At 73.3% G+C, this 25119-nt stretch carries 23 protein-coding genes and 1 other RNA gene; 3 read left to right on the top strand and 21 right to left on the bottom strand.

Going from position 1 to position 25119, the window contains the following annotated elements; translation table 11 throughout:
• Positions 1 to 186: 186 nt before the first annotated feature.
• The 3 genes from NP048_RS06305 to NP048_RS06295 all read right to left on the bottom strand — a co-directional run bounded on the left by NP048_RS06305 (position 187) and on the right by NP048_RS06295 (position 2539).
• The gene (locus NP048_RS06305) at positions 187 to 639 is read right to left on the bottom strand and encodes a hypothetical protein (RefSeq protein ID WP_256769453.1); all 453 of its coding nucleotides are present in this window, start codon (positions 637 to 639) and stop codon (positions 187 to 189) included.
• A gap of 729 nt (positions 640 to 1368) precedes the next feature.
• Positions 1369 to 1735, bottom strand: a transfer-messenger RNA (tmRNA) gene (ssrA, locus tag NP048_RS06300).
• A 177-nt stretch (positions 1736 to 1912) separates the two neighbouring features.
• Positions 1913 to 2539, bottom strand: a complete 627-nt coding sequence (locus tag NP048_RS06295) for a hypothetical protein (protein WP_227577359.1) — start codon at positions 2537 to 2539, stop codon at positions 1913 to 1915.
• A 200-nt stretch (positions 2540 to 2739) separates the two neighbouring features.
• Between NP048_RS06295 and NP048_RS06290 the strand changes: the two genes are divergently transcribed.
• Positions 2740 to 3801, top strand: a complete 1062-nt coding sequence (locus NP048_RS06290) for an ATP-dependent DNA ligase (protein ID WP_227577358.1) — start codon at positions 2740 to 2742, stop codon at positions 3799 to 3801.
• A 6-nt stretch (positions 3802 to 3807) separates the two neighbouring features.
• Here NP048_RS06290 and NP048_RS06285 read toward each other — a convergent pair whose 3' ends face one another.
• The 3 genes from NP048_RS06285 to NP048_RS06275 all read right to left on the bottom strand — a co-directional run bounded on the left by NP048_RS06285 (position 3808) and on the right by NP048_RS06275 (position 6591).
• Positions 3808 to 4587, bottom strand: coding sequence for a YwiC-like family protein (locus NP048_RS06285; protein ID WP_227577357.1), 780 nt, complete (start codon positions 4585 to 4587; stop codon positions 3808 to 3810).
• A gap of 58 nt (positions 4588 to 4645) precedes the next feature.
• Positions 4646 to 4882: a DUF6480 family protein gene (locus tag NP048_RS06280; protein WP_227577356.1), complete on the bottom strand. Its 237-nt coding sequence runs from the start codon at positions 4880 to 4882 to the stop codon at positions 4646 to 4648.
• An 83-nt stretch (positions 4883 to 4965) separates the two neighbouring features.
• Positions 4966 to 6591: a RecQ family ATP-dependent DNA helicase gene (locus tag NP048_RS06275; RefSeq protein WP_227577355.1), complete on the bottom strand. Its 1626-nt coding sequence runs from the start codon at positions 6589 to 6591 to the stop codon at positions 4966 to 4968.
• 154 nt (positions 6592 to 6745) lie between these two features.
• Between NP048_RS06275 and NP048_RS06270 the strand changes: the two genes are divergently transcribed.
• The gene (locus NP048_RS06270; protein WP_227577354.1) at positions 6746 to 8095 is read left to right on the top strand and encodes an NAD(P)/FAD-dependent oxidoreductase; all 1350 of its coding nucleotides are present in this window, start codon (positions 6746 to 6748) and stop codon (positions 8093 to 8095) included.
• A 49-nt stretch (positions 8096 to 8144) separates the two neighbouring features.
• Here the strand turns inward: NP048_RS06270 and NP048_RS06265 are convergent, their stop codons facing one another.
• The 7 genes from NP048_RS06265 to NP048_RS06235 all read right to left on the bottom strand — a co-directional run bounded on the left by NP048_RS06265 (position 8145) and on the right by NP048_RS06235 (position 15986).
• Positions 8145 to 10079 carry a DUF2207 domain-containing protein gene (locus tag NP048_RS06265; RefSeq protein ID WP_227577353.1) on the bottom strand — a complete coding sequence of 645 codons (1935 nt, stop codon included), beginning with the start codon at positions 10077 to 10079 and terminating at the stop codon, positions 8145 to 8147.
• Positions 10076 to 10552: an SsrA-binding protein SmpB gene (gene smpB, locus NP048_RS06260; protein ID WP_227577352.1), complete on the bottom strand. Its 477-nt coding sequence runs from the start codon at positions 10550 to 10552 to the stop codon at positions 10076 to 10078. The genes NP048_RS06265 and smpB overlap by 4 nt, the downstream gene beginning before the upstream one ends.
• Positions 10553 to 10711: 159 nt before the next feature.
• Entirely contained in the window at positions 10712 to 12118 is a 1407-nt protein-coding gene (locus tag NP048_RS06255) for a peptidoglycan DD-metalloendopeptidase family protein (protein WP_227577351.1), read from the bottom strand.
• Positions 12119 to 12120: 2 nt separating this feature from the next.
• Positions 12121 to 13035 carry a permease-like cell division protein FtsX gene (gene ftsX, locus NP048_RS06250; RefSeq protein WP_227577350.1) on the bottom strand — a complete coding sequence of 305 codons (915 nt, stop codon included), beginning with the start codon at positions 13033 to 13035 and terminating at the stop codon, positions 12121 to 12123.
• A 12-nt stretch (positions 13036 to 13047) separates the two neighbouring features.
• Positions 13048 to 13737: a cell division ATP-binding protein FtsE gene (ftsE, locus tag NP048_RS06245; RefSeq protein ID WP_227577349.1), complete on the bottom strand. Its 690-nt coding sequence runs from the start codon at positions 13735 to 13737 to the stop codon at positions 13048 to 13050.
• Positions 13738 to 13946: 209 nt separating this feature from the next.
• Positions 13947 to 15062, bottom strand: coding sequence for a peptide chain release factor 2 (gene prfB, locus NP048_RS06240; protein WP_227577348.1), 1116 nt, complete (start codon positions 15060 to 15062; stop codon positions 13947 to 13949).
• Between the two features lie 39 nt (positions 15063 to 15101).
• Positions 15102 to 15986: a universal stress protein gene (locus tag NP048_RS06235; RefSeq protein WP_227577347.1), complete on the bottom strand. Its 885-nt coding sequence runs from the start codon at positions 15984 to 15986 to the stop codon at positions 15102 to 15104.
• Positions 15987 to 16211: 225 nt separating this feature from the next.
• Here NP048_RS06235 and NP048_RS06230 point away from each other — a divergent pair, with 225 nt between their 5' ends.
• Positions 16212 to 18464, top strand: coding sequence for a hypothetical protein (locus tag NP048_RS06230; protein ID WP_227577346.1), 2253 nt, complete (start codon positions 16212 to 16214; stop codon positions 18462 to 18464).
• A 21-nt stretch (positions 18465 to 18485) separates the two neighbouring features.
• Here NP048_RS06230 and NP048_RS06225 read toward each other — a convergent pair whose 3' ends face one another.
• The 8 genes from NP048_RS06225 to NP048_RS06190 all read right to left on the bottom strand — a co-directional run bounded on the left by NP048_RS06225 (position 18486) and on the right by NP048_RS06190 (position 24918).
• Positions 18486 to 18971 carry a pilus assembly protein TadG-related protein gene (locus NP048_RS06225; RefSeq protein WP_227577345.1) on the bottom strand — a complete coding sequence of 162 codons (486 nt, stop codon included), beginning with the start codon at positions 18969 to 18971 and terminating at the stop codon, positions 18486 to 18488.
• 5 nt (positions 18972 to 18976) lie between these two features.
• Entirely contained in the window at positions 18977 to 19420 is a 444-nt protein-coding gene (locus tag NP048_RS06220; protein ID WP_227577344.1) for a pilus assembly protein, read from the bottom strand.
• Between the two features lie 38 nt (positions 19421 to 19458).
• Positions 19459 to 19806, bottom strand: coding sequence for a TadE/TadG family type IV pilus assembly protein (locus NP048_RS06215; protein ID WP_256769452.1), 348 nt, complete (start codon positions 19804 to 19806; stop codon positions 19459 to 19461).
• 44 nt (positions 19807 to 19850) lie between these two features.
• Positions 19851 to 20063, bottom strand: a complete 213-nt coding sequence (locus tag NP048_RS06210; protein WP_227577343.1) for a hypothetical protein — start codon at positions 20061 to 20063, stop codon at positions 19851 to 19853.
• Between the two features lie 63 nt (positions 20064 to 20126).
• Entirely contained in the window at positions 20127 to 21056 is a 930-nt protein-coding gene (locus NP048_RS06205; protein ID WP_227577342.1) for a type II secretion system F family protein, read from the bottom strand.
• Positions 21053 to 21913 (bottom strand): type II secretion system F family protein, encoded by an 861-nt coding sequence (locus NP048_RS06200; protein ID WP_227577341.1) that lies wholly within the window; start codon positions 21911 to 21913, stop codon positions 21053 to 21055. Before NP048_RS06200 ends, NP048_RS06205 begins: the two co-directional genes overlap by 4 nt.
• Positions 21914 to 21916: 3 nt before the next feature.
• Positions 21917 to 23140 (bottom strand): TadA family conjugal transfer-associated ATPase, encoded by a 1224-nt coding sequence (locus tag NP048_RS06195; RefSeq protein ID WP_227577340.1) that lies wholly within the window; start codon positions 23138 to 23140, stop codon positions 21917 to 21919.
• A 1001-nt stretch (positions 23141 to 24141) separates the two neighbouring features.
• Positions 24142 to 24918 (bottom strand): trypsin-like peptidase domain-containing protein, encoded by a 777-nt coding sequence (locus tag NP048_RS06190; protein ID WP_227577339.1) that lies wholly within the window; start codon positions 24916 to 24918, stop codon positions 24142 to 24144.
• Between the last annotated feature and the right edge of the window lie 201 nt (positions 24919 to 25119).

Raw genomic sequence — 25119 nt, 5'->3', positions numbered from 1 at the left:
CCGACACCGGTGGCGCGTTCCGTCCTGATCCACCCGTCCGCCCCCGCTGACCATGCCTGCCCGGGCACGACGAAGGCCGCTCGTCCACATGGTGGTCAGCGGCTCGAGGAGTCCTTGCCGCTGGAGTTCCTTGTCAGCTCGATCGTCTGGTCGCCGGATGCCCGCGCGCCCCGCACGCCGGAGGTCCTACCGGGCGCCGTCACGCACGCTCCTCACTCGAGCAGCCACGCGAGCCATCCGCTCCGGATCACCCAGAACCTCGGACACGAACAGACCGAAGTCGTCGTCGGACTCTTCCACGAAAGGTGTCAGATCGTCGGGCGAGCGCGGTGGTGGAGGTGGGTAGGAGACCTCCAGATGCATGTGCGCGCTGTCGACGACCAGGGCACATCTCCGCTGCTGCCTCGTCCACCCCACCCTGACCGAGTCGTCGACGACGACCTCCCGGTCGCCGATCCGCAGGCGGAACCGGTCGTCGTCACCCACGTACAGGACGACGCAGACGCCGTCGAGGACGCAGAACCATCCGACCGTGTCCCCGAACCCGACCGACGAAGGCCTCGGCAGCAGTCGCAGCGCACCGAGCTCTGCGTCCAGATCGGCGACCACGGCAGCGCGGCCGTGATACGAGAGCAGCATCAGCACCCCATATCCTCGCCACTCACCGCACGGACCGCTCAGGATCCCTCTCCAGCGGCGACCCTAGCGTCAGGACCAGCGCGAACGTGGCGATTCGGGCACGTGGAGAGCACGTTGCCTCCATGCTGCTCCTTCCGCCGGCGCACTGGACTGCGCACCGGTGTACACCTCGTCCCGGTGTGCCGCGGAACGTGGTCAGCGCGCTCCGGGCCGTCCAGCCGGGCCGCCTCGACGCGTGACCCTCGCCAAGAGCTCCTTGGCCCTGCGCTGGTTCTCCGGCTTCGCCATCTCGCGCCGGGCGATCTGCGCTGCCTTCAGCGCGAGTCCGCTCTTCATCGCTCTTCCCAGGTAACCCATGACTGTCCACCTCCGTGATCGAGGCGTCCCACCGTAGGGCGGCACGGGCGGCAGCGCGCGCCGCAGGTGTGGGAATGCAGGTGGGCTAGCGCGCCGGACCCTGCACTCGTACTCTCCCCCTCCCCTCTCACCCGGCTTCCCGACCTGGCCACCCCTCATGCCAAGCCAGGTGGCGCCACGCCGGAGGAAGCTCCTCCCTCGTCGCCCATCGAGGTCCAGCCAGCCATGAACGTGGCGCTTCGGACGCATCACGCCCGCGTGAGGCGATCGGGGTGGGCCTTGCGGACGGCCTCGCGCGCAGGAGCCCTGCTCGACCACGCGTTCCGGAGCACGACGAAGGCCGCCGTCCCGTGTCGGGACGGCGGCCTTCTGACGTGGAGGTGGCGGGAATCGAACCCGCGTCCGATGACATTGAACCAGGGCTTCTCCGGGTGCAGTCCGCTGTAGATTTTCTCGGCCCCCACGATCACGCGGACAAGACGTGGACGGGCCCAGTCGGCTAAGAGTCCCGCCCGCCCCACCGACGAGGACGGACAGCAGTGGCTCTCTAGATGACGCCGGGAACTAGACCGAGAGCATGTCTAGGCCGACGGACTTCGAGGCTCGCTCAGGCGGCGAGGGCGAAGTCGGTGCGATTGGAATCGGCACCTATAAGTTGCACGGAGCGTTGACGAGATAACCGTGCGTCCTCGACCCGCTTCACCTGGCTCGACGATCACCGTCGAAACCGATCACCCCCAGGGGTGTATGCACTTGTCAAGCTGACCGTCCGCCCTGGCGGGGCGGAGGTGGGACCAGCGTACGGCACAACGCGACGCCGGTCTCGAGGATTCCCGCCCACGACGCGGGACGCCGCCGGCCGCCGCCCGTGGGGGCGACGGCCGTGGTGATGTGCGTCGACAGGCGTCGGGGTGGGTCAGAGCCCCAGGGGCGCGGACGCCGGCGAGGTCGGTCCGTCGGTGCTGCCGTTGTCCTCGCGGTCCGGGCGCGAGCGCCGGTCACGGTCCTGTGAGTCGCCGCCGTCGCGACCGCGCTCCTGCTGCTGCGAGTCCTGCTCGTCCGAGCCGGAGCGGCCCTCGTCGGAGCTGCTGTCGTCGTCCGGCCGAGCGCCGCGCTCGGTCTCGTCGCCCGGGCGCGCGCCGTCGTGCTCGTGGTGCGGGCCGCGCCGGCCGTCTCCGTCGTGCGACCACCCGCCGTCCCCGTCCCCCGGGAACCCGCGCATGTCACCGCGGTCCCCTCCGGGGAAGCCCTGCGAGCTCTCGGCGAAGCGAGGGGCGTCGTCGTGCTGGATGGCCGCGACGACACCGCCGCCGGCGAGGAGTCCGACGACGAGCGCGCCGCCCGCGAGGGCAGCGGTGACGCCCGTGCCGAACGTGCGTGCGGGCTTCGTCGCGACGCCCACGGGTCCTCCCGGTGCCTGCGACGGGTTGCCCGGCGAGGCGGGGGTGCTCGACGCCGGCGCCGCAGCGCCCTGCGGAGCGGGTGCCGACCCCTGCGCGGGGGTGGCGCTCATCGACTGGGTCTCCTTGGTGCTGTCGTCCATGTACTCCTCCCGGACGCCTCGGTGGTACTTGCTGGGGACAAGCACACCCCCCGTACGTTGGACGACGCTGTGGTGGGCCTGGGACGGACCTGTGAGTCCGACGCCCCCAGCGACCCGACCGCCCTACCGCGCGCTGGGGCCGAAGGCTTCGCTGCCTGCCACCCGTGCGCATGTCGGTGCCGTGCTCCACGATGAGCCTCATGGACCTGCCCGTGATGCCGCCCGTCGCGCCGATGCTCGCGAAGTCGGTCAAGGAGATCCCCGACACCGGCCACGTGGAGCCCAAGTGGGACGGGTTCCGCACGATCGTGTTCCGCGACGGCGACGACGTCGAGCTGGGCAGCCGCAACGAGAAGCCCATGACCCGGTACTTCCCCGAGCTCGTCGAGTCGCTGAAGGCGAACCTGCCGCAGCGGTGCGTCGTCGACGGGGAGATCGTCGTGGTCACGGGCGACCGGCTCGACTTCGACGCTCTGCAGCAGCGCATCCACCCCGCGGCCAGCCGCGTGAGCCTCCTCGCGGGGCAGACGCCCGCGTCGTTCGTGGCGTTCGACCTGCTCGCCCTGGGTGACGACGACCTCACGGCCCGCCCGTTCTCCGAGCGCCGCGCCCTGCTCGTCCGGGCGCTCGCCGACGCCCGGCCCCCGGTGCACGTCACGCGCGCGACGTCCGACATGGCCGAGGCGCAGCAGTGGTTCACGCAGTTCGAGGGCGCCGGGCTCGACGGTGTCGTCGCCAAGCCGCTGGACGCCCCGTACCAGCCGGACAAGCGGGCGATGTTCAAGATCAAGCACGAGCGCACGGCCGACTGCGTCGTCGCCGGCTTCCGGTGGCACAAGTCCGGTGACGTGGTCGGCTCGCTGCTGCTGGGACTGTGGAACGACGAGGGGCACCTGCAGCACGTCGGGGTCAGCGCGTCGTTCACCATGGCGCGGCGCCGCGAGCTCCTCGACGAGCTCACGCCCTACCGCGACGTGGACCTCGACGACCACCCGTGGGGCGCGTGGGCCGACCAGCAGGCGCACGCCGACCGGCGCATGCCCGGTGCGGTCAGCCGGTGGAACGCCACCAAGGACCTGTCGTTCGTGCCGCTGCGCCCCGAGCTGGTCGTGGAGGTCGCGTACGACCACATGGAGGGCGACCGCTTCCGGCACACCGCGCAGTTCCGGCGCTGGCGGACCGACCGCGACCCGCGGACCTGCACGTACGAGCAGCTCGACGAGCCCGTGGGGTACGACCTGGCCGACGTGCTCGGCGGCTGACCGCCGTCAGAGGGCGACGAGCAGCACCGTCGTGACCACGAGCGTCGCGACGACCTCCCCGGCCCCGAGGACCGCCGGGCGCACCCGCGGCCATCGCCACGGCACGATCGCCGCACGCGCGGCGAGCAGCGCCCCGACGACACCCAGCAGCGGGTGCACGAGCGCGAACAGCGCCGCGACCATGACGTGGTACGCCACCGACACCTGCCGCACCCGGGGGTCGTCCCGCTCCCGGATCAGCGACTTCACGTAGGGCACCGTGCCGAGGAAGTATGCCCCGAGCACGCCGGTCGCGGTCCAGACGGCCGCCGGCCGCGGGTCTCCCGTCCCCAGCGCCGCCGCGACGGGCGTGAGCAGGGCTGCCGCCACGACCGTGACGGTGTCGTTCAGCCACGAGCGGTCCGCCCGGCGCAACGACGCCACGAGCGAGATCGTCAGCAGCGGCGCGAACACGGGAGCCCACACCAGCAGGCGCGGCGCGACCGCCAGCAGCGCCCCGAGCAGCACGAGCCCGGTCGCGCCGTACACGACCACCGGTGCCCGGTAGCGGGCCTTGCGCCCGGACCGCAGCCACAGGCCCGCCGCGTGGTAGGCGAGGTACCCGACCAGCCACGCGACCAGCAGCAGGACGTGGCGCCACGACCACCCGCAGAGCACTCCCCCGACGACGGGGGGCACGACCAGCATCGCCCACGCGCCGTGCTGCCGCGGGACCCAGCCGGGTCCAGGACGTCGACGGCGCGCCCTGCGGGCAGGCGCCGTCGCGGACACCGACGGGGTGCTCATCCGGGTGAGGCTAGGGCGGGACCGGTCCGCGCGACGTGGGCCGAAGGTCCCGGTCGCGTCAGTCGGCGAGGCCGATCGCGTACCCGACGAAGAACAGGGCCGCGAACACCACGACGAGGCCGATGACCACGTACGCCATCCAGTTGGCGCCCCGCGAGCCCGTGCGTGGCTGGCGGTCCGAGGCGCCCGATGTCGACGACTCCCCGGGCGGTGTGTCGCCCGGCGCCACGCCGCCGCCGGGCTCGAGTCCGGGCGTGTTCGCCGGGTCCGGGTCGGGGCTCGTCGGTTGGCTCATGCAGGTACCTCCTGTCGGTCGTGCGATCCACCGTGCGCGTCGCGGCGCGTCGCGGCAACCGCTGGCACCCCGCGACGTGCTCCTCAGCGTCCCCGCACCGTGAGGAGCCTGGCGTCGAGGGCGATCTGCGTGTCGAGCGTGACGTAACCGCGGTCCTCGAACAGCACGGTCACCCGCTCGGCCTCCACCACGGTGACGGAGCCGTCCCCGAACTCCTGGTGGTGCACGCGCCGGCCGGGTCGCACGCGCTGCGCGGAGACCGCCATGGACGTGCCCCCGTCGCAGCTGTCGCACAGCCCGCACGGGTCACGACGCTCCTCGCCGAGCAGCTCCAGCAGGAGCCGGCGGCGGCAGTCCGTGGTGTCGGTGTACGTGCGCACGAGGTCCACGCGTGACGCCTCGAGACGCGCCCGCCGCTCCCGGGCCTCGTGCACGTCCGCGAGCACCTGCCGGGCGTCGGCGTCGTCCGCCAGCCGCAGCGTGCCGCCGTCGTCGCGCACCGCGCCGACGTGCTGCAGCGTGCCCAGCGCACGGGCGACCGTCCGGCGTCCCAGGCCGGTGGCCTCGGCGAGCGTCGCCTGGTCGCCCGGCGTGGTCGCAAGCGCGTGCAGGACGCGCAGCAGCGTGGCGGGCCGCGGACCGCCCCCGGAGCGCTGGTAGCGCGCCAGCGCGTGGTCCTGCGCCCTGACCACCACGACCGCGCGCGCGGGCTCCTCGTCGCGGCCGGCACGGCCGACCTCCTGGTAGTACTGGTCGAGCGTCGCCGGCGGGCCGGCATGCACGACGAGCCGCACGTCGGGACGGTCGATGCCCATGCCGAACGCCGACGTGGCGACCACCAGGTCGTCCTCGCCGGACAGGAAGCGGTCCTGCGTGGCCGCGCGCTCCGCGGCCGGCAGCCCTGCGTGGTAGACGGACGCGGGACGCACCGACGCGAGCCGTTCCGCGAGCTCCTCGCAGTGCGCCCGGGTCCGCGCGTACACGATGACCGCACCGGGCTCCTCGGCAGCGAGCCGGCACACCACGGCGTCCCGCTCGTCCTGGGACGCCGCGGGCCGCGCACCCAGCCAGATGTTCGGCCGGTCCGCGTCGTGCACCAGCACGCGCGGGTCGCGCATGCCCAGGCGCGCGATGATCTCGTCGCGCACGTGCGTCGACGCGGTCGCCGTCAGCGCAAGCAGCCGCGGGGCGCCGAGCCGTCGGACCGCGGACCCGACCAGGAGGTAGTCGGGGCGGAAGTCGTGACCCCACTCGGCGACGCAGTGCGCCTCGTCGACGACGACCAGACCGACGTCGGCACCGCTCAGCGCGTCGAGCACGACACTGCGCTGGAGCTGCTCGGGCCCGAGCAGCAGCACGTCGAGGCCACCGGACCCGGCTGCTTCCAGGGCGTCGCGCTGCTCGCGCGCCGTCCGCGCCGAGCTCACCGAGGCGACCCGCAGACCGGCCTCCTCCAGGGCCCGCTCCTGGTCCCGCTGCAGGGCGATCAGCGGCGAGACGACGACGGTCAGCCGCGCCGCGAGCAGGGTCGCGATCGCGTACACCGCCGTCTTGCCCGCGCCTGTGCGGGCCACGAGCACCGTGTCGTGCACCGCCAGCCCCGCCAGCGCGTCGCGCTGCGCCTGGCGGAGCGCGGAGCCCTCGCCCAGCACGCGCTGCACCGCCTCGTCGAGCCTCGTCCCCGTCGTGCTGTCCGTCGTCGTCGTCACGCCACCGTCCTCACGGTCGATCCCCGGGTGGAGGTCTACCCGCTGCGGGCCCCGAGCGCGCGTCGAACGCCTCCCGCCGACGAGCGAGGCACGGCCCTGCGCCGTAACGTCGGCCCGACACGTCCGACGCCGACCCGAGGCCCGGGAGGACCTGATGGCATCGACCCAGCGCCCGCACGACGTGGTGGTCGTGGGATCCGGTTTCGGCGGCCTCTTCACGACCCGGGCGCTCGCCCGCGTCCCCGGCGTGCGCGTCACAGTCGTCAGCGGCGTGAACCACCACCTCTTCCAGCCGCTGCTGTACCAGGTGGCCACGGGCATCCTGTCCGCGGGTGAGGTCGCGCCCGCGACGCGCGACGTGCTGCGTCTCCAGCGCAACGCGCGCGTGGTCCTCGGTGTCGTGGAGGACGTCGATCTCGACGCGCGGGAGGTCGTGCACCGCTCGCCGATGGGCGTGAGCCGGACCCGCTACGACTCGCTCGTGGTGGCTGCCGGGGCCGGCCAGTCGTACTTCGGCAACGACCGGTTCGCCGAGCACGCGCCGGGTCTCAAGAGCCTCGACGACGCGATGGAGGTCCGCGCGCGGATCTTCGGCGCGTTCGAGATGGCCGAGCTCACCGACGACCCCGAGGTCGTCGACCGGCTCCTGACGTTCGTCGTCGTCGGCGCCGGCCCGACGGGCGTCGAGATGGCCGGGCAGGTCGCCGAGCTCGCGCACCGCGTGCTGCCCGGCGAGTTCCGGCGGATCGATCCCACGAAGGCCCGGATCCTGCTCGTCGACCCGGTGCCGCAGGTGCTGCCCGGCTACCCGGACGAGCTGGCCGCCGCGGCGACGCGCGAGCTCGAGCACGTCGGGGTGGAGGTCTGGACGGGGTGGAAGGTCGTCGACGTCGACGAGGCGTCGGTCACCGTGGAGGACGACGGCGGGCAGCGGCGCGTCATCCCGTCGGTGTGCAAGGTGTGGGCCGCCGGTGTCGCGGGCGCACCCGTGGGCCGCGTGCTCGCCGAGCGCGCGGGCATCGAGACGACCCGCTCGGGTCAGGTCCCGGTCGAGGACGACTGCACGCTGCCCGGACACCCCGAGGTGTTCGTCATCGGCGACCTCATGCGCCACGGCAAGCTCCCCGGCGTCGCGCAGGTCGCGATCCAGAGCGGGCAGCACGCCGCCGACCAGATCCGACGGCGGCTGGCGGACGAACCCACCGGTCAGGAGTTCGTCTACCGCGACAAGGGCAGCATGGCCACGGTCTCGCGGTTCTTCGCGGTCGCGCAGATCGGTTCTGTCCGGACGTCCGGCCTCGCGGCGTGGGGACTGTGGCTGGGCGTCCACCTGCTGTACCTGGTGGGGTTCAAGAACCGGGTCACGACACTGCTGCACTGGGCCGTGTCGTTCGTCGGCCGTGCCCGGTCCGAGCGGGCCTCGACGTGGCAGCAGGTCGTGGCCCGCAACACGCTGCGACGCACGGGCGAGAGCGCCCTCGGGTCACGCGCGGACGGCACCTGAGCGCTGCTCGCCGCCTGGCACGGACGACCAGCCGCCCGCCGCCGGCACCTCACCAGCCGCCGCCACCGCCGCCGCCGACGCCACCGCCCGAGAAGCCCCCACCGCTGAACCCCGAGTCCCCGGACGAGCCGGGCGTCGGCGCCGAGATGGCCGCCGTGGTGATCGACTCGAACCGGTCGAGCGCACCGACGAAGCCCGCTCCCCAGAACCCGTCGGCCCCCGGCGGGTACGCGCCGACGTACCAGATCGGAGCCGCGACGGCGACGCCCTGTGCCGCGAGCTCCGCGAACACGCGCGACCACCGGTCGGCGAGGCCGAAGACGATCGCGTACGGCAGGTACCGGCTGAAGACGTCCTGCCCCTCCTCGAACCGGATCTGGTCGGCCTCCGCCGTGGCCAGGTAGCGGCGGAACCCGAGCGCCTGCGCGAGCACGGCGGTGCCGTCCGGTGTGCGGGCCGGGGCGGACCCGCTGAGGACGAGGACCAGCACACCCACGAGCAACAGGGCGATCCCCACGAGCGCGAGCCCAGGAACCACCTGGATCGCCGTCGCGACGAGGGCCCCGAACAACCCCGCCGAGGCGAGCAGGATGCCGACGACGATCCACGTCGTCCGCACGCTCTTCGGGTTGGCCCGGAACCAGCCGACGCTCGTGACGTGGTCGTAGAGCATGCTCTGGACCTTGGCGAGCGAGGAGGCGAACGTCGCCTTGAGCTCCGAGAGCCTGACCTCGTCACTCTTCTCGAAGAGGTCGCTGAGCAGCCACGCCTCGAACGGCAGCAGCCCCTCGGTGCCGGGCCGCAGGCGCACCAGCGTCCAGTCCTTCGACTTCTTGCGCGGGTTCGTGCGGGGCACCTCCTCGATGCGGAGCCACCCCCGGACCGCGAGGTCGATGATCGTCGCGGTCACGTCGACGGGGTCGGCCTTCTCGTCGACGAGCGTGCCGATCTCCCCCGGGCGAGCACCCTCCGGCGGCTGGAACTGCACGGCCACGGGTGCGCGGTGGTCCCGGTACCCGGTCGCGGGCTGGAACCCGTCGGCCGGCCGCAGGCCGGGCGTGAGGCCGAGGTACGCGCGGTCGCGACCGGTCCGCCGCACGCGGCCGATCGCGAGGCCTCCACCGAGCAGGACGACAGCGGCCGCCACGCCGCCACCGACGGTCAGGGGACGCAGCGGCAGGACCGGGTCCGGCTTGTCGCGCAGGATCGGCTGCACGCCGGGGAAGGTCCCCCCGGGCCAGCCGGTGACGGTCGTGAACTGGTGCCCGACCGTGACGACGCCCTGCGTGAAGGTCGCGGACGTGCCGGTCGTCGTCGCGTCGTCGCACGGCGTCGTCGACCTCTCGGGCCCGACGAAGCACGCGGCACCCTGCACCGGCGCGGGGCCCGTGACCGTCACCGACAGGTCCGACAACGGGACCTCCCAGCCGGGGCCGATCACGTTCCAGTACAGCTCGTCACCGGAGTGCTGGGCGTTGGCGGGGTTGATCCAGCCGTCCACGGTCATCTCGACGCGGTACGTCTGCACGCCCGACACGTCGTCGACGTCCTCGTCACCGATCCGCAGGACCACCGCGGAGGTCTCGTCCTCGCGATGCAGGTCCGCCGGGGCGCCTGTGGAGCTCGTGACCCGCACGTCGCCGAAGTCGAAGAACCGGTCCTTCTCGTCGTCGTACGACACGCGCGTGGGGAACGTCAGGTAGGGGCCGTGACCGGGGTCGTCACCGAAGTCGAAGTCGAAGTCGATGACGACGTCCACCGTGCCGTCGGGCGCCGCGTCAGCCGTCACGTCGTAGCGCGTGATCTCCCGGCCGCTGGTCAGGTCCGCGCGGTCCGAGCCGGCGAAGGCCACCGGCGGGGCGAGCAGGATCGCGCCGAGCGCGAGCAGCAGGACGAGCGTCAGGACCGCGAGGCGACGCACCGCGCGCGACAGCGCGGGGTCTGCCGGCGCGGGTCGGTCCGAGGTGGAGTGCGCGGGGTTCACCGGTCGCGGCGCTCCCGCATCGCGCGCTGCGACTCCAGGTTGTCCTGGCGCTCGCGCAGGGCCTGGCGCTTGTCCCACTCCCGCTTGCCGACGGCCAGCGCGATCTCGACCTTCGCGCGCCCGTCGAGGAAGTACAGCGCGAGGGGCACGATCGTGTGCCCCTTCTCGCGCGTCTTCGCCTCGAGCCGCTCGATCTCCTCGCGGTGCAGGAGCATCTTGCGCTTGCGGCGCGGCGCGTGGTTGGTCCACGTGCCCTGCGAGTACTCGGGGATGTGCACGCCGTGCAGCCACGCCTCGCCGCCGTCGATCTCGCCCCAGCCGTCGACGAGGGACGCGCGACCCGCGCGCAACGCCTTGACCTCGGTGCCCGTGAGCACGAGCCCGGCCTCGAGGACGTCCTGGATCAGGTAGTCGTGCCGGGCCTTGCGGTTGGCGGCGACCATCGTGCGGCCGTCGGCCTTCGCCTTCGCCACGACACGGCCCTCCGTTCCTGGTGCTGGACCGGCGAGCCTGCAGGCCGCCGGGACGATCGCCCGTCAGGGGCGCGGGCCGACGAACGTCGGACCGAGAACGAGCCTACCGGCGCGGCACCACGAGCCCCACGGCATTGCGCCGCACGGTCGGGTCCGGCGTCAGAGCCCGAGGTACGAGCGCGGGTTCACGGTGCCGCCGTTGACGTACACCTCGAAGTGCAGGTGGCACGCCGCCGACGTCCCGGTGTTGCCGGCGTACCCGAGCAGCTGACCGGCACGCACGCGCGCGCCACTGCCCACCGCGAACGACGACATGTGGTTGTAGCTGGACATCAGCGACGACCCGTTGACCCAGCCGTGGTCGACCATCACCTGACCGCCGTACCCGCTGCGGTGACGTGCCCACTGCACGGTGCCCTCACGGCCGGCGTACACGGGCTCGCCGCAGCGGTCCCGCAGGTCGATGCCCGCGTGCAGCCGCCAGTAGCCCAGCACGGGGTGCAGCCGGTTGCCGTACTCCGAGGTCACGACCATCGGGTTGTGGGCGGTCGGGTTGGCGAACAACGCACCGGGGCGCACGCCGCCGGGCTGCGCGCTCCCGCCACCTCCGCCACCGCCTCCCCCGCCGCCACCGCCGGCGTTCGCGGCGGCACGCCGCGCCTCCTCCTCCTTCTCCCGCTGGACGCGCTGCGCCTCGATGATCGCCGCGAGCTCGCGCCCGACCTGCGCACGCTCCGCGTCGTTCGCCGCGACCTGCGCCTGCGCCTCCGACTTGCGCGACTCGATGTCGGCCTTGCGCTGCTCCTGCTCGACGACGAGCCGCTCCACCTCGGCCTTGGCCGTCTCGGCCTCCGCCTGCGCCTGGCGGGCCTCCTCGAGCTTCTGGTCGGCCGCGAGCTTGAGCTCGTCGACCTTCGCCCGGACCGCAGCCTGACGCGCCTGAGCGTTCTTGTTCTTGGCCGCCAGAGCCGTCAGCTCGTCGAGCACCTGCGTCTGGGTGCGCAGCGCGGTCGACACCAGGCCGTACTTCTCGACGAAGTCCTGCGAGCTCTCGGCGTCGAGGATCACGCTCATGCCGGAGACGTCGCGCCCGCCCTTGTACGCCTCGCGGGCCATCTGCCCGATGGCCGAGCGGATCTCCTTCTCACGCTCGTCGTCGACCACGATCTGCTCCGTGATCGCCGCCTCCTCGTCGCGCGCGGCCTGGAGCCTGGCCGCAAGGATCTCGGCCTCACGCTGCGCAGCCTGCGCGGCCGCGACCGCCGCGTCGAGCCGCGCCTGCGCGACGGGGAGCTGCGCCTCGACCTCGGCGAGCCTCGTCAGCGCGGCCGCGAGCTCGCCGCTGAGCTCCTCGATCGCCTCCGCCAGGTCGGCCGCCCGCTGGTCGGCGGCCGCGGCGCGCTGCTCCGTCGCCGCGCGACGGTTCGACAGGTCGTCGGCCACCGCGGGCGTCGAGGCGGCCAGGAGCGCCGGCACCGCCACGCAGATCGCGGACAGCACCGCGACGAGCGCCTGCAGCGGTCGCCGCGGCGCGGCGGTGGGTGGCGTGCGGTCGGCTCGGCGCATGGTCATACCTTCGTGTAGCGGCTGAGAGTGACCAGGGAGGAGATGGCCGCCAGGACGAAGGCCACGATCACGAGCAACGGGGCGATCGCCAGCACGTCGGACGTGCTCACGTACGGGATCCAGGTCACGGACTGCCCCAGCCAGTCCGCCACCAGGTACTCGACCCCCAGCCACAGGCCGCCGATCGCCATCGCGGCCCCCAGCGTCGCGGCGATGGCGCCCTCCAGCATGAAGGGCAGCTGGATGAACAGCGTGGAGGCGCCGACGAGCCGCATGATGCCGGTCTCGCGCTTGCGGCTCAGCGCCGACAGCCGGATCGTCGTCGTGATGAGCAGGACCGCTGCGAGCAGCATGATCCCGGCCAGCCCGGCGGCGGCCCAGGTCGCGCGGTCGAGCACCAGGAACAGGTTGTCGAACAGCCGGCGCTGGTCCTCCACCGACTCGACCCCCGGACGCCCCGAGACCACGTCGGCGACGACCTGGTACTGCTCCGGGTCGGTGAGCTTGATGCGCAGGGACGCGTTCATGTCGTCCGCGGTGGCTGCGGACGCCCAGAACTGGTCGCCGAACTGCCGCTGGAACGCCTCGAAGGCCTGCTCCTTGGACTCGGGGTAGATCTCCTGGACGAACTCGGCGACCTGCGGCGTCTCGAGGGCCGCGAGGATGTCGTCACGCTGCTCCTGCGTCACCTCCCCGGCCGCGCACGTCGGTGCCGCGGAGTTCGACGGGCAGAGGAAGACCGAGACCTCGACCTTGTCGTACCAGTCGTCCTTCATCTTGTCGATCTGCGCCTGCAGCAGCGCCGCGGCGCCCAGGAACGTCAGGCAGACGAACGTGACGAGGACGACCGAGATCGTCATCGACAGGTTGCGGCGCAGGCCGATGCCGATCTCGGAGAGGATGAACTGGGCGCGCATCTGCCGGCCCCCTCAGCGGTCCGAGCCGTAGACGCCGCGCGACTGGTCGCGCACCATCTCGCCCGTGCTCAGCTCGATGACGCGCTTGCGCATCTGGTCGACGATCTCGTCGTCGTGGGTCGCCATGACGACGGTGGTGCCGGTGCGGTTGATGCGGTCGAGCAGGCGCATGATCCCCAGGGACGTCGTCGGGTCGAGGTTGCCGGTGGGCTCGTCGGCCAGCAGGATCGACGGCCGGTTGACGAAGGCGCGGGCGATCGCGACGCGCTGCTGCTCACCACCGGACAGCTCGTGCGGACGGCGCTTCTCCTTGCCCGCCAGGCCGACCATCTCGAGGACGTCGGGCACGGTCGTCAGGATGTGGTGGCGCGGCTTGCCGATCACCTGCAGGGCGAACGCGACGTTCTCGAACACCGACTTGGTGGGCAGCAGCCGGAAGTCCTGGAACACCGCACCGATCTGCCGGCGCAGGTGCGGGACCTTCCAGCTCGACAGCGTGCCGAGCTCCTTGCCCGCGACGTACACCCGGCCTGCCGACGCGCGCTCCTCACGCATCACGAGCCGCAGGAAGGTCGACTTGCCGGACCCGGAGGCCCCGACGAGGAAGACGAACTCGCCGCGTTCGACGTCGAGCGACACCCGGTCCAGCGCGGGCCTGGCGCCTCGCGCGTAGACCTTCGTCACGTTCTCGAACCGGATCACAGCCGACCTCGCCTCGTCGTGCCCCGGGGCGTCCCCGTGGTCGCCCGCTGGCCGCGGGACTCATCGAGGGTAGGAACGTCCTCACCCGCTGGAGGGCAGGACACGCCGCCGCGCCCCCTGTGAATCGACGGACCCGCGGCGCGGTGTCCGGGTCGTCCCGGTCCGTCCCGCCGCCCCGTCCGGCGGTGGTGCCGGCAGGCCGTGCGACGTCAGTCGTCGATGCCCTGCTGGGCGCGGCGCCAGCGCACGCCTGCCTCGATGAAGTCGTCGATCTCACCGTCGAACACGGCCGACGGGTTGCCCACCTCGTGCTCGGTGCGCAGGTCCTTGACCATCTGGTACGGCTGCAGGACGTAGGAGCGCATCTGGTCGCCCCAGCTCGCCTTCACGTCGCCGGCCATCTCCTTCTTCGCGGCCCGCTCCTGCTCCTGGCGCTGCAGGAGCAGCCGGGACTGCAGGACGCGCAGCGCGGCCGCACGGTTCTGGATCTGCGACTTCTCGTTCTGCATCGACACGACGATGCCGGTGGGGATGTGCGTCATGCGGACCGCGGAGTCGGTCGTGTTGACCGACTGCCCGCCGGGACCGGACGAGCGGAACACGTCGACCTTGATCTCGGACTCGGGGATGTCGACCGAGTCGGTCTGCTCGATCAGCGGGATGACCTCGACCGCCGCGAAGGAGGTCTGGCGCCGGCCCTGGTTGTCGAACGGCGAGATGCGCACCAGCCGGTGCGTCCCGGCCTCGACCGAGAGGTGGCCGAACGCGTAGGGCGTCTTCACCTCGAAGGTCGCGCTCTTGAGGCCCGCCTCCTCGGCGTACGACGTGTCGAGCACCGTCGTGGGGTACCCGTGCCGCTCGGCCCAGCGCAGGTACATGCGCAGGAGCATCTCGGCGAAGTCCGCGGCGTCGACGCCACCGGCGCCGGCGCGGATCGTCACGACGGCGTCGCGCTGGTCGTACGGGCCTGCCAGCAGGGTGCGGATCTCGAGCTCACGCAGGTCCTTGCGGATGCCGACGAGCTCGGCCTCCGCCTCGGCCAGCGTGTCCTCGTCGTTCTCCTCGGCGGCCATCTCGACGAGCGTCTCGAGGTCGTTGATGCGCGAGCGGAGCCGGTTGACGCGGTCCAGCTCGGACTGCGCGGCGGACAGCGCGCTCGTCACCCGCTGACCCTCGTCCGGGTCGTCCCAGAGGTTCGGCACCGAGGCCTGGTCGGAGAGCAGCTCGATCTTCGCCTCGAGGGCGGTCGGGTCGCTCACCGTCTCGATCGACTCCAGCGTGGTGCGCAGCTGGCGGAGCTCGGCGGGAAAGTCGGTGGTGGCCACGACCGACCAGGCTACCCGGTCCGCACCCCCACCTCCCCGTCAGTCGGGCACGGCGCGCGACACCAGCACCGGGCAGGCCGCACGCGCCACCAGCCACTGGCTCACCGAGCCCATGACCAGGCCCGCGAGCCCGCCGCGTCCGCGCGTGCCGACCACGAGCAGGTCCGCCTTCTCGGCGTGCCGCGCCAGGACGTGCGCGGCCGGCCCCTCCTCCACCTGCGGCTCGACCTCGACCTGCGGGTACCGCTCGCGCAGCCGTGCCACCGCGGCCTCCAGCGCCTCCTCGGCGTGTTGCGCCGCGAGGTCCGACGCCGAGCGGGCGGGGTTCTCGCGGAGCCATGCGGCCAGGGACCGGCTGTTCGCCGGCGCCTGCCAGCAGGCCACGGCGCGCAACCGCGCCCCCGCGCCCGTGGCGTACAGACCGGCGGCGTCCACCGCGCCGAGCGAGTGCCGCGAGCCGTCGACCCCGACCACCACGAGGCCGGTCGACGCCCGGTCGACCTGCGTCCGGGGCACGACGACGACGGGGCACGGGGCGTGCTGCACCGTGCCCAGCGCCACGGACCCCAGGAGCACACCGGACAGACGCGCCGAGCCGTGCCGACCCAGGACGACGAGGCGCGCCCCGGCTGCCCGCCGGACGAGCGCCCGCGCCGGCGGCCCGTCGTCGAGCACAGCCGTGACCTGGAGCTGCGGTGCGGTCGAGCGGGCCACCTCGGCGCCTTCGTCCGCCACCTCCTGCGCGCCGGCGCGCACGTACGCGGACGCCGCGCTCACCGGCGGGGTGTCCAGGTGGCCCGCGATCCCCCAGACGTGGACCACCTCCAGCGGGGCACCGAGGCGTCCTGCCGACCCTGCCGCCCACCGCACGGCCGCCACCGACTCCGGCGACCCGTCGTACCCCACGACCACGTGCCCATCCATTGCGTCCTCCTCGACGCTCGGCGACGCCCCGATCGTCTCCCTGTGCGTCGGGAAGGACAACCGGGGGTGTGGTCACGTCTCGATGTACGACGCGGGCCCCTGCGGTCTCCTCCTGACGTGACGCAGCTGCGCGAGCGCGTGAGACGGGCCGCCGGGCACGGGTGGCCTCAGCAGGGACTGCGCGCCTGGTCCCGGGCAGTGCGGACCCGCCGGGTGGGGGGCGCCGTGCTCGCCGTGCCGCTGTCGCTCGGCCTGCTCGCGGTGCTCGGCGTCGGCAACGCGCACGTCAGGTTGGACCAGACCAGCGGCACGGCGTGGGTCGTGACGCCGTCGCGCGGTCTGCTGACGCTGGTCGACGGCGCCTCCGAGCAGGTCGTCGTGAGCGTCCGGGTGCCGGCGCTGGGCAGCGAGGTCCAGGTCGCGCAGGCGGGCAGCTCCGCCTACGTCGCGGACGTCGACGCGGGGACGGTGCGTCGGGTGGACGGTGCCACGTACCGGTCGTCGGGCCCGGCCCCGCTCGGCAGCCCCGGGCAGGTGCGCGTGCTGCGCGGCGACGCCGATGCCGTCCACGTGCTCGACCCGCGGCGTCGTGTCGCCACCGAGGCCGACCCCGTGACGCTCGCCCCTCGGCACGAGGTCTCGCTGGCGGCCACGCCCGGGGCCGAGCAGGCGGTCGTCGACGCCACCGGTCGCCTGTGGGTGCTCGACCCGGCGTCCGGCGAGCTGGCGTGGTTCGGGGCGGGTCGCACCGGGGAAGCCGGACGGACGGCACCCGACGCGCGCCTGGTCCTCGTGCGCGGCGAGCCCGTGGTGGTCGACGTCGCGGGCGGCGCCGTGGCCGCGCTCGGCCCCGACGGTCCCGGGCGGCCCGCCTGCCTCGACGTGCGTGGCGATGACGTCGTCGAGGTCCTCGGCTCGTCCACGACCGACGAGGTGTACGCGGCCGTCGAGGCGAGCGGGACCGTGGTGACGGCCGCCGTGGGGCACGATGACTGCCGCAGCGTGGTCCACGTGGGCGAGCCCGGCACGGCGGACTTCGGCGCGCTCGCGCAGAGCGGGCCGTACCTCTTCGTCCCGGACCACGCGGCGGGCACGACCACCGTCGTGGACACCCGCACCCGCACGGCGCTGGACACCTTCGCGCTCGCCCCGCCCGGCCACCGGCTCGAGCTGGTGGCCAAGGACGGGCGCGTCTTCTGGAACGACCTCGACGGCGAGGACGTCGGCGTGCTCTCGCTGCGCGGCGGCGCGTGGGTCCAGGGCGAGTCACTGATGAAGTACCACCCCGAGAGCGGCGATCCCGTCGCGGGCGTCATGCCGGACGACGACCCGGGCACGGCGCCGGGGCCCGGGTCCGGACCGGACGGGGCGCCGGCCCCGACGCCCCGGGCCTCCGTCGGCCCGGCACCCGACGCGAGCGGGCAACCCGGGTTGCAGGCCCCACGGGGGACGGACGGCGGCGGGGCACCTCCCCCTGGCCCCGGCGCGCCCGGTGGCTCCGGAGGGCCGTCCGGCGCCGGTGAGGCCCCACCGGCGACCGCCGCGCCGCCTGCTGCGTCCGCGTCGGCCACACCGACCCCGCCGCTGCCGACGATCACGTCGCTCGTCACCGACCGGCCGGGCTACGTGCCCGGCGACGTCGTGACGCTGACCGCCACCGTCGTGGACACCCCGGACGACGCGACGTGGAGCTGGTCCGTGGTGGTCGACGGCGAGCCCTTGCTCACGGGTGAGCAGGGGGCCCCGGGCCAGCCCTTCACGTACGCGGTGTGGCCGCAGGGCAGCTACACGTTCACGCTCACCGTCCGCGGCGGCGGCGGCGAGACCCTCAGGGACGTGACGGTCCCGGTGGCGGAGGACTGCCGGCCGCCCACCCTGTCCGGTCCCCTGGCGTTCACGACGGCCGTCAGGACCGTGGTCGTCGAGGTCGAGGCGCCGGGCTGCACCTTGGGTGTCGTCATCGTGACGGGCGCGCCCGCGTGGCTGCGCGTGCCCACCACTGTCATCATCCCGTCGGCACCGGGGCACCAGACCGCGAGCATGACGGTGGAGCTGCTCGGCGAGCCCCCCACGGACGGCCTCAACGCCGGTGTCGTCAGAACGATGCTCGACGGGGCTCCTGGGCCGGCCTGGGACGTCGTCGCCCCGCGCGGACCACGCGTCGTGGGCGTGCCGCGCTGCACCCCGGGGTTGATCGCCGTCGACCTCGACGACGCCGAGCCGGCCGGCCTGACGGTCACGGCCACCGTCGTCATCCAGTACCGGCACGTGTTCGCGTTCCCCCACGACCCGCCGGAGCGCACCGACCCGCCGTTCGAGAGGGTTGAGCCGCTCACGCACACCGGCGGCGGGACGTACACCTACTCCCACCCCCGGTCGTTCACGCAGGGCAACGACACCACCTACGTGACGGCCACCCTCCGGTCGGGCAGCGCCGTGGACCGCGACGGGCTGACGACGACGTTCGGCTCGTGCTGAGCGCACGGAAGGCGGACGACGTCAGGACGCGCGGGCGCTGGCGTCGACGACGAGCTCGATCCCCTCGCTCCACGGCGCCAGCACCCAGGTGACCAGCGGCGGGCGCGTCACCGCCCCGAGCCGGACGACGGCAGAGCGCCCGTCCGGCGTCGCGGCCTCGAGCACGCGGACACCGTCCCAGCGCGCTGCCGGCTCGGGGTGGTCGCGCACGTACTCCTCGACAGCCGCACGGACCGTCGCGTCCGTGAGCGGCACACCACCCGAGGCGCGCGCGCCGTCCGGACCGAAGTACGTGCTGCTCACCTGGTCCGCGGCCGACAGCGCCGCGAGGTCGGCCAGGGCGAGCAGCCGCTTGCGGTCCAGGTGCACGGCCGTCGCAGCCGTGATGACGAGCACCAGCAGGATGGCGACCACACCGAAGCCGAGGGACAGGATCATCACCTGGCCGTCGTCGCGACCGTCCTCTTCAGGCACGCGCCGGGCGACCGCACGGCGACGCCACGCCACGCCGCTCACCGTGCGACCCGGAAGGTGTCGACCGGCGCGACGCGCTCCGCGGTCACCGGCACCTCGAGCGGGACGACGTCGCCGACGAACGTCGGCACGAACGGCAGCGGGACCCGCACCTGCACGGTCGCGGCCACCTCGGCCCCGGGTGTCAGGCACGGGTCGGCTGAGCAGCGCACCACGAGCGCGTCAGCCGGGTCGTCGACGAACCCCTGGTCCACGAGCGCGATGCCCACCGCCGTCACCGCCCGCAGCGTGCCCTGCTCCGCGTCGTCGGCGGCGACGTACACGCGCGCCGCCTCGCGCGCCGCTCCCTCGGCGGCGAAGGTCGCGGCCTGGATCCGCCCCAGCACGAGCACGAGGTAGACGATCGGGACGAGCAGCACGAGCGAGATGCCGAGGAACTCGACCAGTGCGCTGCCCGCATCACCGTCACCACGTACCCGCACGGCCGTCCACCTGCGAACCGCACGGCGCACCACCCTGCTCACGGCCACTCCGCCGGTGCGTGCCCGTCGAGCTCCATCACGCCGCCGGGACCGAGCAGACCAACCACGGGCAGCGGCACCCGCACGGTCACCTCGACGATCGCGAGCCCCGCGGCGTCCACCCGCCGTGCCGTCACGTCCTGGGAGTACCGCTCCGCGAGCGACATGCGCAGCAGGTCGGCCGTGCGCTGGGCGCCGTCGGCCGGCGTGCGCCCCACCTGGGCGGCGTAGCGCGCCCCCTCGGCCGCTGCGTCGACGCACGTGTTGCGGACGTGCTGGACGATCGCGAGCTGCAGCACCGACGCGAACAGCACGACCACGAGCCCACCGACGAGCGTGAAGTCCACGATCGCGGACCCGCGGTCGCCGGTGCACGCCCGCGCGGGCCCGGTCAGGTGCCGGAGCGGGGACTGACGTCCGAGATCGCGTCGACGAACAGCTTCTGCAACGCGTCGCCGGCCACGAACCAGAGCACCGAGACCAGGCCGGCGGTCATCAGCGTGACGAGCACCCAGCCGGGGACGTCCCCGCGTTCCGGGTCGTCCTGCGTCGCTGCTGCCGTCCGCTGCAGGACCGCGCACCACGTCCGAGCCAAGAACCTCATCGTCGACCTCCGTCGTCGTCCGGAGCGCGCCGGGCGGCGCCTCCGCATGTGTCACGGCCGGGGTCACAGCCCCACCCGCAGGACCACCGCGCTGGGGAAGACGGCGAACAGGACGGTCACCGGGAGGATGAGGAACACCACCGGGACCATCATGAGCACCTCCTTGCGCCCACCCGTCTGCATGAGGGCGCGGCGCCCCTCCTCCCGCACGTCCTGTGCCTGGGCTCGGAGCACGTCCGCGAGCGGCGACCCGCGCTCGACGGCGACGGCGACGCCCTCGGCGAACCGCGCCAGCGCGGGCAGACCCGTCCGGTCCGCGAGGCCGTGCAGCGCGTCGGTCAGCGGTGCGCCGGCCCGTGCGTCGGCGAGCGTGCGAGCGAGCTCGTCGGCGAGCTCGCCCTGGGTCTGGCGCACGACGCGCTCGAGAGCACCCGTGGCGCCCTCGCCGGCGCTCACCGCGAGCGCCAGCAGCTCGGTGACCGTGGGCATCTGGGCGAGCAGGCGCGCCTCGCGCCGCGAGACCTGCTGTCCCAACCACCAGTCAGGGGCGAGCGCACCGACGAACCCGCCGACGACCACCAGAGCGACGAGCGGCACGAGCGCACCGCCGCGGGTCGCGGCCAGCAGGACGGCGACGAGCAGGCCGAGCGCGAGCCCGACCACGCCGCACACCACCTGCTGCGCACGGAACTGCTCGACGGTCTCGGTGCGGGCGGCCCGCGCGAGCCGCTGACGCAGCTCGGCTGCGGGTGAGCCGATGCGCGCGACGAGCCGCACGCCGTCGGCGAGGAACGGCGTGACGAGCCGCTCGACCGTGCCCCAGGGGCCACTGACCGTCTCGACGCGCAGCAACGACGACGTACCGCGCATCCGCAGGTACGGCCCCACGCGCTGCTCCAGCGTGATGCGGCGCGCGCGCAGCCGCAGCAGGACGAGCGCCAGCCCGCACCCTCCGAGCAGCCCGACGAGGGCCCCGAGCAGGCCCGGGCTCACCGCAGGACCCGCGGGTCGTCGGGCAGCCGCGCGACGCGCAGCATGAGGCGGTAGGCGACGACCGTGCTCACGGCTCCGGCGACGAGGACGAGCGCACCGGCCGTCGAGTCGTACGCACGGATCGCCTCGGGGCGTGTCGACAGCATCGCCAGCACGACCCAGGGTGCCGCGACAGCCAGGCGCGCGGCGTACACGGTCCAGCCCTGGCGGGCCTCGATCTCGCCACGGGTCCGCAGGTCGTCCCGCAGGAACGAGGACAGCGTCCGCAGCAGCCGCCCGAGGTCGGTGCCGCCGACGTCGCGCGTGAGCCGCAGCGCCTCGATGATGCGGTCGGCGACGGGGTCGGCGAGCCGGTCCTTCAGGACGTCGAGGCTCTCGGTGAACCGACCGGTCGCGCGGTAGTCCTCGGCGAACGCCCGGAACGGTGGCCGGAGCTCGGTCGGCCCACGGTCGCCGAGCTGGGCGACGGCCTCAGGCAGGGAGAGACCGGCGCGCACGCCGGACGCGAGGTGGTCGACCACGTCGGGCCAGAGCTCCCGGGTGGCGGCCAGCCGGCGCCGCGCGCGTCCCCGGACGAGCGTCCACGGCGCCATGGCAGCGAACACCCCGAAGCACAGGCTGACGGCGGGCACGGGGACGACGAGGAACGCCACCGCCGCCACGACGACCCCGACGAGCCCGCTCACGGCCACCAGACCGCCCGGCGTGACGCCCGTGACCTCGGCCTGCGTGAGCACGTCGTGCACGCGTGCCGACCAGCCGTCGCGCCGGCCGTCGGCGGCCGGCGGCACCGGCCACCACGACCACCACAGGCATGCGAGCCCTGCCCCGAGCAGGAGCCCTGCGACGACGCCCACGCCTCAGCCCTGCCGCAGCATGGCGACGACGTCGACACCGGCCCGGGCGAAGCGCTCCGGGTGCGGCGGGAAGCCGTCGCCTCGCACGAGCACACCGCCGCGCGTCGTGAACAGGTCGGCGGTCTCGACGATCCCGGCCTCCACGCGTCCGGGCACGGCGACGATCTCGCGCGTGCGGCGCCGACCGCGTGCGTCGAGCTCCAGGTGCACGACGAGGTCCACGGACGAGGCGACCGTGGGCACGACGAACCGGTCGGAGATGTTCTCGCCTGCGAGCAGCGGCAGCGTGCAGAGCTTGACCAGCGCCTCGCGCGCCGAGCTCGCGTGGATCGTGCACATGGCCGGCACGCCGCTGTTCAACGCGATGAGGAGGTCGAGCGCCTCCGCCTCACGGACCTCGCCGACCAGCAGCCGGTCGGGCCGCATGCGCAGCGCCTCCTTGACCAGGCGCCGCAGCGTGATCTCGCCGGTGCCCTCGAGGTTCGCCTGGCGCGTCTGCATCGCGACCCAGTCGCGCACCGCGGGCCGCAGCTCGAAGACCTCCTCGCAGCTGATCACCCGCTCGCGCGGGGGCACCGCGCCGACCAGCGCGTTGAGCATCGTCGTCTTGCCCGCCTGGGTCGCCCCCGAGACCAGCACGTTGAGCCCGACGCGCACGGCCGCCTGCAGGAACGCCGCCGCCTGCGGGGTCAGCGACCCGAGGCCGACCATGTCCTGCATGCTCGTCGCCCGCACGACGTACTTGCGGATGTTCACCGACCAGTGCCGGCGCGTGACGTCCGGGATCACGGCGTGCAGGCGCTCACCACCGGGCAGGGAGGCGTCGACGAACGGGCTGGACAGGTCCAGCCGACGCCCGGAGACCTTGAGCATCTGCTCGACGAGGTCGCGCACCTGCGCGTCGGTGAGGATCGTCGTGGTCAGCTCCGGCTCACCGCGGCGGGCCACGAACACCTGCGACGGGGAGTTGATCCAGATCTCCTCGACCTCGTCGTCGTCGAGGTAGCGCTGCAGCGGACCCAACCCGGCGACCGCGTCGACCACGGCCTTGTGCGCGGCGGCGGTGTCCGCCAGCTGCGGCACCGAACCGATCAGGGAGCGCTCGTCGTAGTCCGCCATGGCGGCGTGCACCAGGGCGACCACACCGGCGCGGTCGCGCACGGGGTCGACGCCCCGCCGCCGGATGAGCTCGCGGACCTCGCTCTCGAGGATCGCCACGCCGTCCATGCCCACCTCCGCTCCCGCGCCCCGGCCGACCGATGTCGGGTTCGTCCGTTTCGGGAGTGACGGTAGGGCATCGGCGCGGCGCGCGTGGAGCTTCGTCCACAGGACAGAACGGACGGGTGACACCCGCCTGGCATCCCGCCCGACTCAGCCTCGCGCGTGGCTGCGCCGCGAGAAACGACGTGCCCCCGTCGTCCGTCGCAGAGGAGGCTGAGCTGGGCGACGGCCTCAGGCAGGGAGAGACCGGCGCGCACGCCGGACGCGAGGTGGTCGACCACGTCGGGCCAGAGCTCCCGGGTGGCGGCGAGCCGGCGCCGCGCGCGCCCCCGGACGAGCGTCCACGGCGCCATGGCGGCGAACACCCCGAAGCACAGGCTGACGGCCGGCACGGGGACGACGAGGAACGCCACCGCCGCCACGACGAGCCCGACAAGCCCGCTCACGGCCACCAGACCACCCGGCGTGACGCCCGTGACCTCGGCCTGCGTGAGCACGTCGTGCACGCGCGCCGACCTCCACGAGCCGCCGGAGTGCCTGGCCGATGAGGTCGTCGTTTCCACGGACCTCACTGCTGATCAGGTTCAGCCCGGCGCCCGGGTGGTCGCCCGGCAGCGCCTCCAGGAACTGGCTGACCCGCTCCATCTGCTGGGCGAGCCGGTTGTCCTCGGTCGGGCCGGTCGCGGGCGCTAGCAGCTCGACCCGGAGCCCGTCCCGTCCGTCCACGATCGCCGTCGCGACGAGCTGGAGCCGGTCCTTCGTGAATTCCCCCGCCCGGCTGCGGACATACCCATGACGGTCCTTGGCGACATAGACGTCGACCTCGCCGATGAGCCCACGACCGAGCGCCGTGCGCGGCCGGACGAGGTAGGCCGCACCGGAGATGGTCGCCAACTTCGCCTGCCCCCCGATGGCAAACCGCCCGGCGTCCGGGATCCCGGGGCAGACCAGAGCCTCCACTGAAGCCAGGGCGGTTCAGTTGAGCCTTCAGGCACCAACTACAACCGTCAGTGATTCCAGTGGGAGCCGTGGGTGATCGCCTCAATGATCGTCTCGGTACTCCACACCCTTCCCAGGTCGCTGTCGTTGCTCGTCCGTCCGCTGTACACCCCGACGAGACGGGCAGCCTCGGGGAAGGACTCTCCGTAGCCACCTTCGGAGACGTGGCTAAACTGGCGCCGGTAGACGATGACAGGAGAACCCGACTGTCCCGGGCGGGTCCGCGCGTCCACGAGCAGAGGGTCTCGCCCGAGATCGGGCTCGGACGCCACGGAGCCGCGCGTCCACACCGCGGGCACGCCAGGGAGCAACGCCGCATTGTCCGGGAATCCGAGGATGTAGACGGCGTCCGTCACGCTGAGCGGTACGTGGTCATTGGGCTTGAGGCGGAATGCCCTTTCCTGCACCTGGTACATCAGCGTGTCCGGGACGGGGATGAGGGCGACATCCCGCGACGGGTACACCCCTTCCATCATCCCGTTCCCACCGAAGTACAGCCGCTTGAGGTCGTCGTCGTACAGGTCCATGACGGAGGTGTCAGGGTGGGTGCGGTTGAAGCTCGGCCAACTGATGAGCAACCTCGTGGGTCGCCGATTGCGGGAGCAGCCCGAGAGCCACGTCCCCGTCTCCTGGTTCAGGCCGGTGACGACGTGCAGATTGGTCACCAAATAGTGACGGCCCTCGAACTCGACAGCGAACGCGGTCGCGTGCGACAGCTTTTCCTCTCCCTGCATCGCGGCGACATGCAGCGACTGGAGGGAGAAGCGCGATCCCGTTGCTTCCAAGAGGCCGCTCCTTCGACATGCGCAGATCCTGAGTACACACAGTCTCGGGGCCGGTAGGTGTGACCCGAGACGTGCCACGCCGCTACGTCGTGAACTGACGACAGGCGAGGGCGGCGGCAGCAGCTACCCGGGCGCGCGTCCTGTGGGGGCGTACCGCGCAGCGGACGGGTGACACCCGTCCGTCCGACCCGCCAGGGCGCG

The sequence above is a fragment of the Cellulomonas xiejunii genome, from assembly GCF_024508315.1.
In the GTDB taxonomy this organism is placed as follows: Bacteria; Actinomycetota; Actinomycetes; order Actinomycetales; family Cellulomonadaceae; genus Cellulomonas; species Cellulomonas xiejunii.
Note: the sequence above shows the minus strand (reverse complement) of the source record. Positions and strands in the feature narration are given on the sequence as shown.

Coding starts and splice junctions, on each gene's coding strand:
- NP048_RS06305 (WP_256769453.1), bottom strand. CDS start 639: ATGCTGCTCTCGTATCACGGCCGCGCTGCCGTGGTCGCCGATCTGGAC.
- NP048_RS06295 (WP_227577359.1), bottom strand. CDS start 2,539: ATGGACGACAGCACCAAGGAGACCCAGTCGATGAGCGCCACCCCCGCG.
- NP048_RS06290 (WP_227577358.1), top strand. CDS start 2,740: ATGGACCTGCCCGTGATGCCGCCCGTCGCGCCGATGCTCGCGAAGTCG.
- NP048_RS06285 (WP_227577357.1), bottom strand. CDS start 4,587: ATGAGCACCCCGTCGGTGTCCGCGACGGCGCCTGCCCGCAGGGCGCGC.
- NP048_RS06280 (WP_227577356.1), bottom strand. CDS start 4,882: ATGAGCCAACCGACGAGCCCCGACCCGGACCCGGCGAACACGCCCGGA.
- NP048_RS06270 (WP_227577354.1), top strand. CDS start 6,746: ATGGCATCGACCCAGCGCCCGCACGACGTGGTGGTCGTGGGATCCGGT.
- NP048_RS06255 (WP_227577351.1), bottom strand. CDS start 12,118: ATGCGCCGAGCCGACCGCACGCCACCCACCGCCGCGCCGCGGCGACCG.
- ftsX (WP_227577350.1), bottom strand. CDS start 13,035: ATGCGCGCCCAGTTCATCCTCTCCGAGATCGGCATCGGCCTGCGCCGC.
- NP048_RS06235 (WP_227577347.1), bottom strand. CDS start 15,986: ATGGATGGGCACGTGGTCGTGGGGTACGACGGGTCGCCGGAGTCGGTG.
- NP048_RS06210 (WP_227577343.1), bottom strand. CDS start 20,063: ATGAGGTTCTTGGCTCGGACGTGGTGCGCGGTCCTGCAGCGGACGGCA.
- NP048_RS06195 (WP_227577340.1), bottom strand. CDS start 23,140: ATGGACGGCGTGGCGATCCTCGAGAGCGAGGTCCGCGAGCTCATCCGG.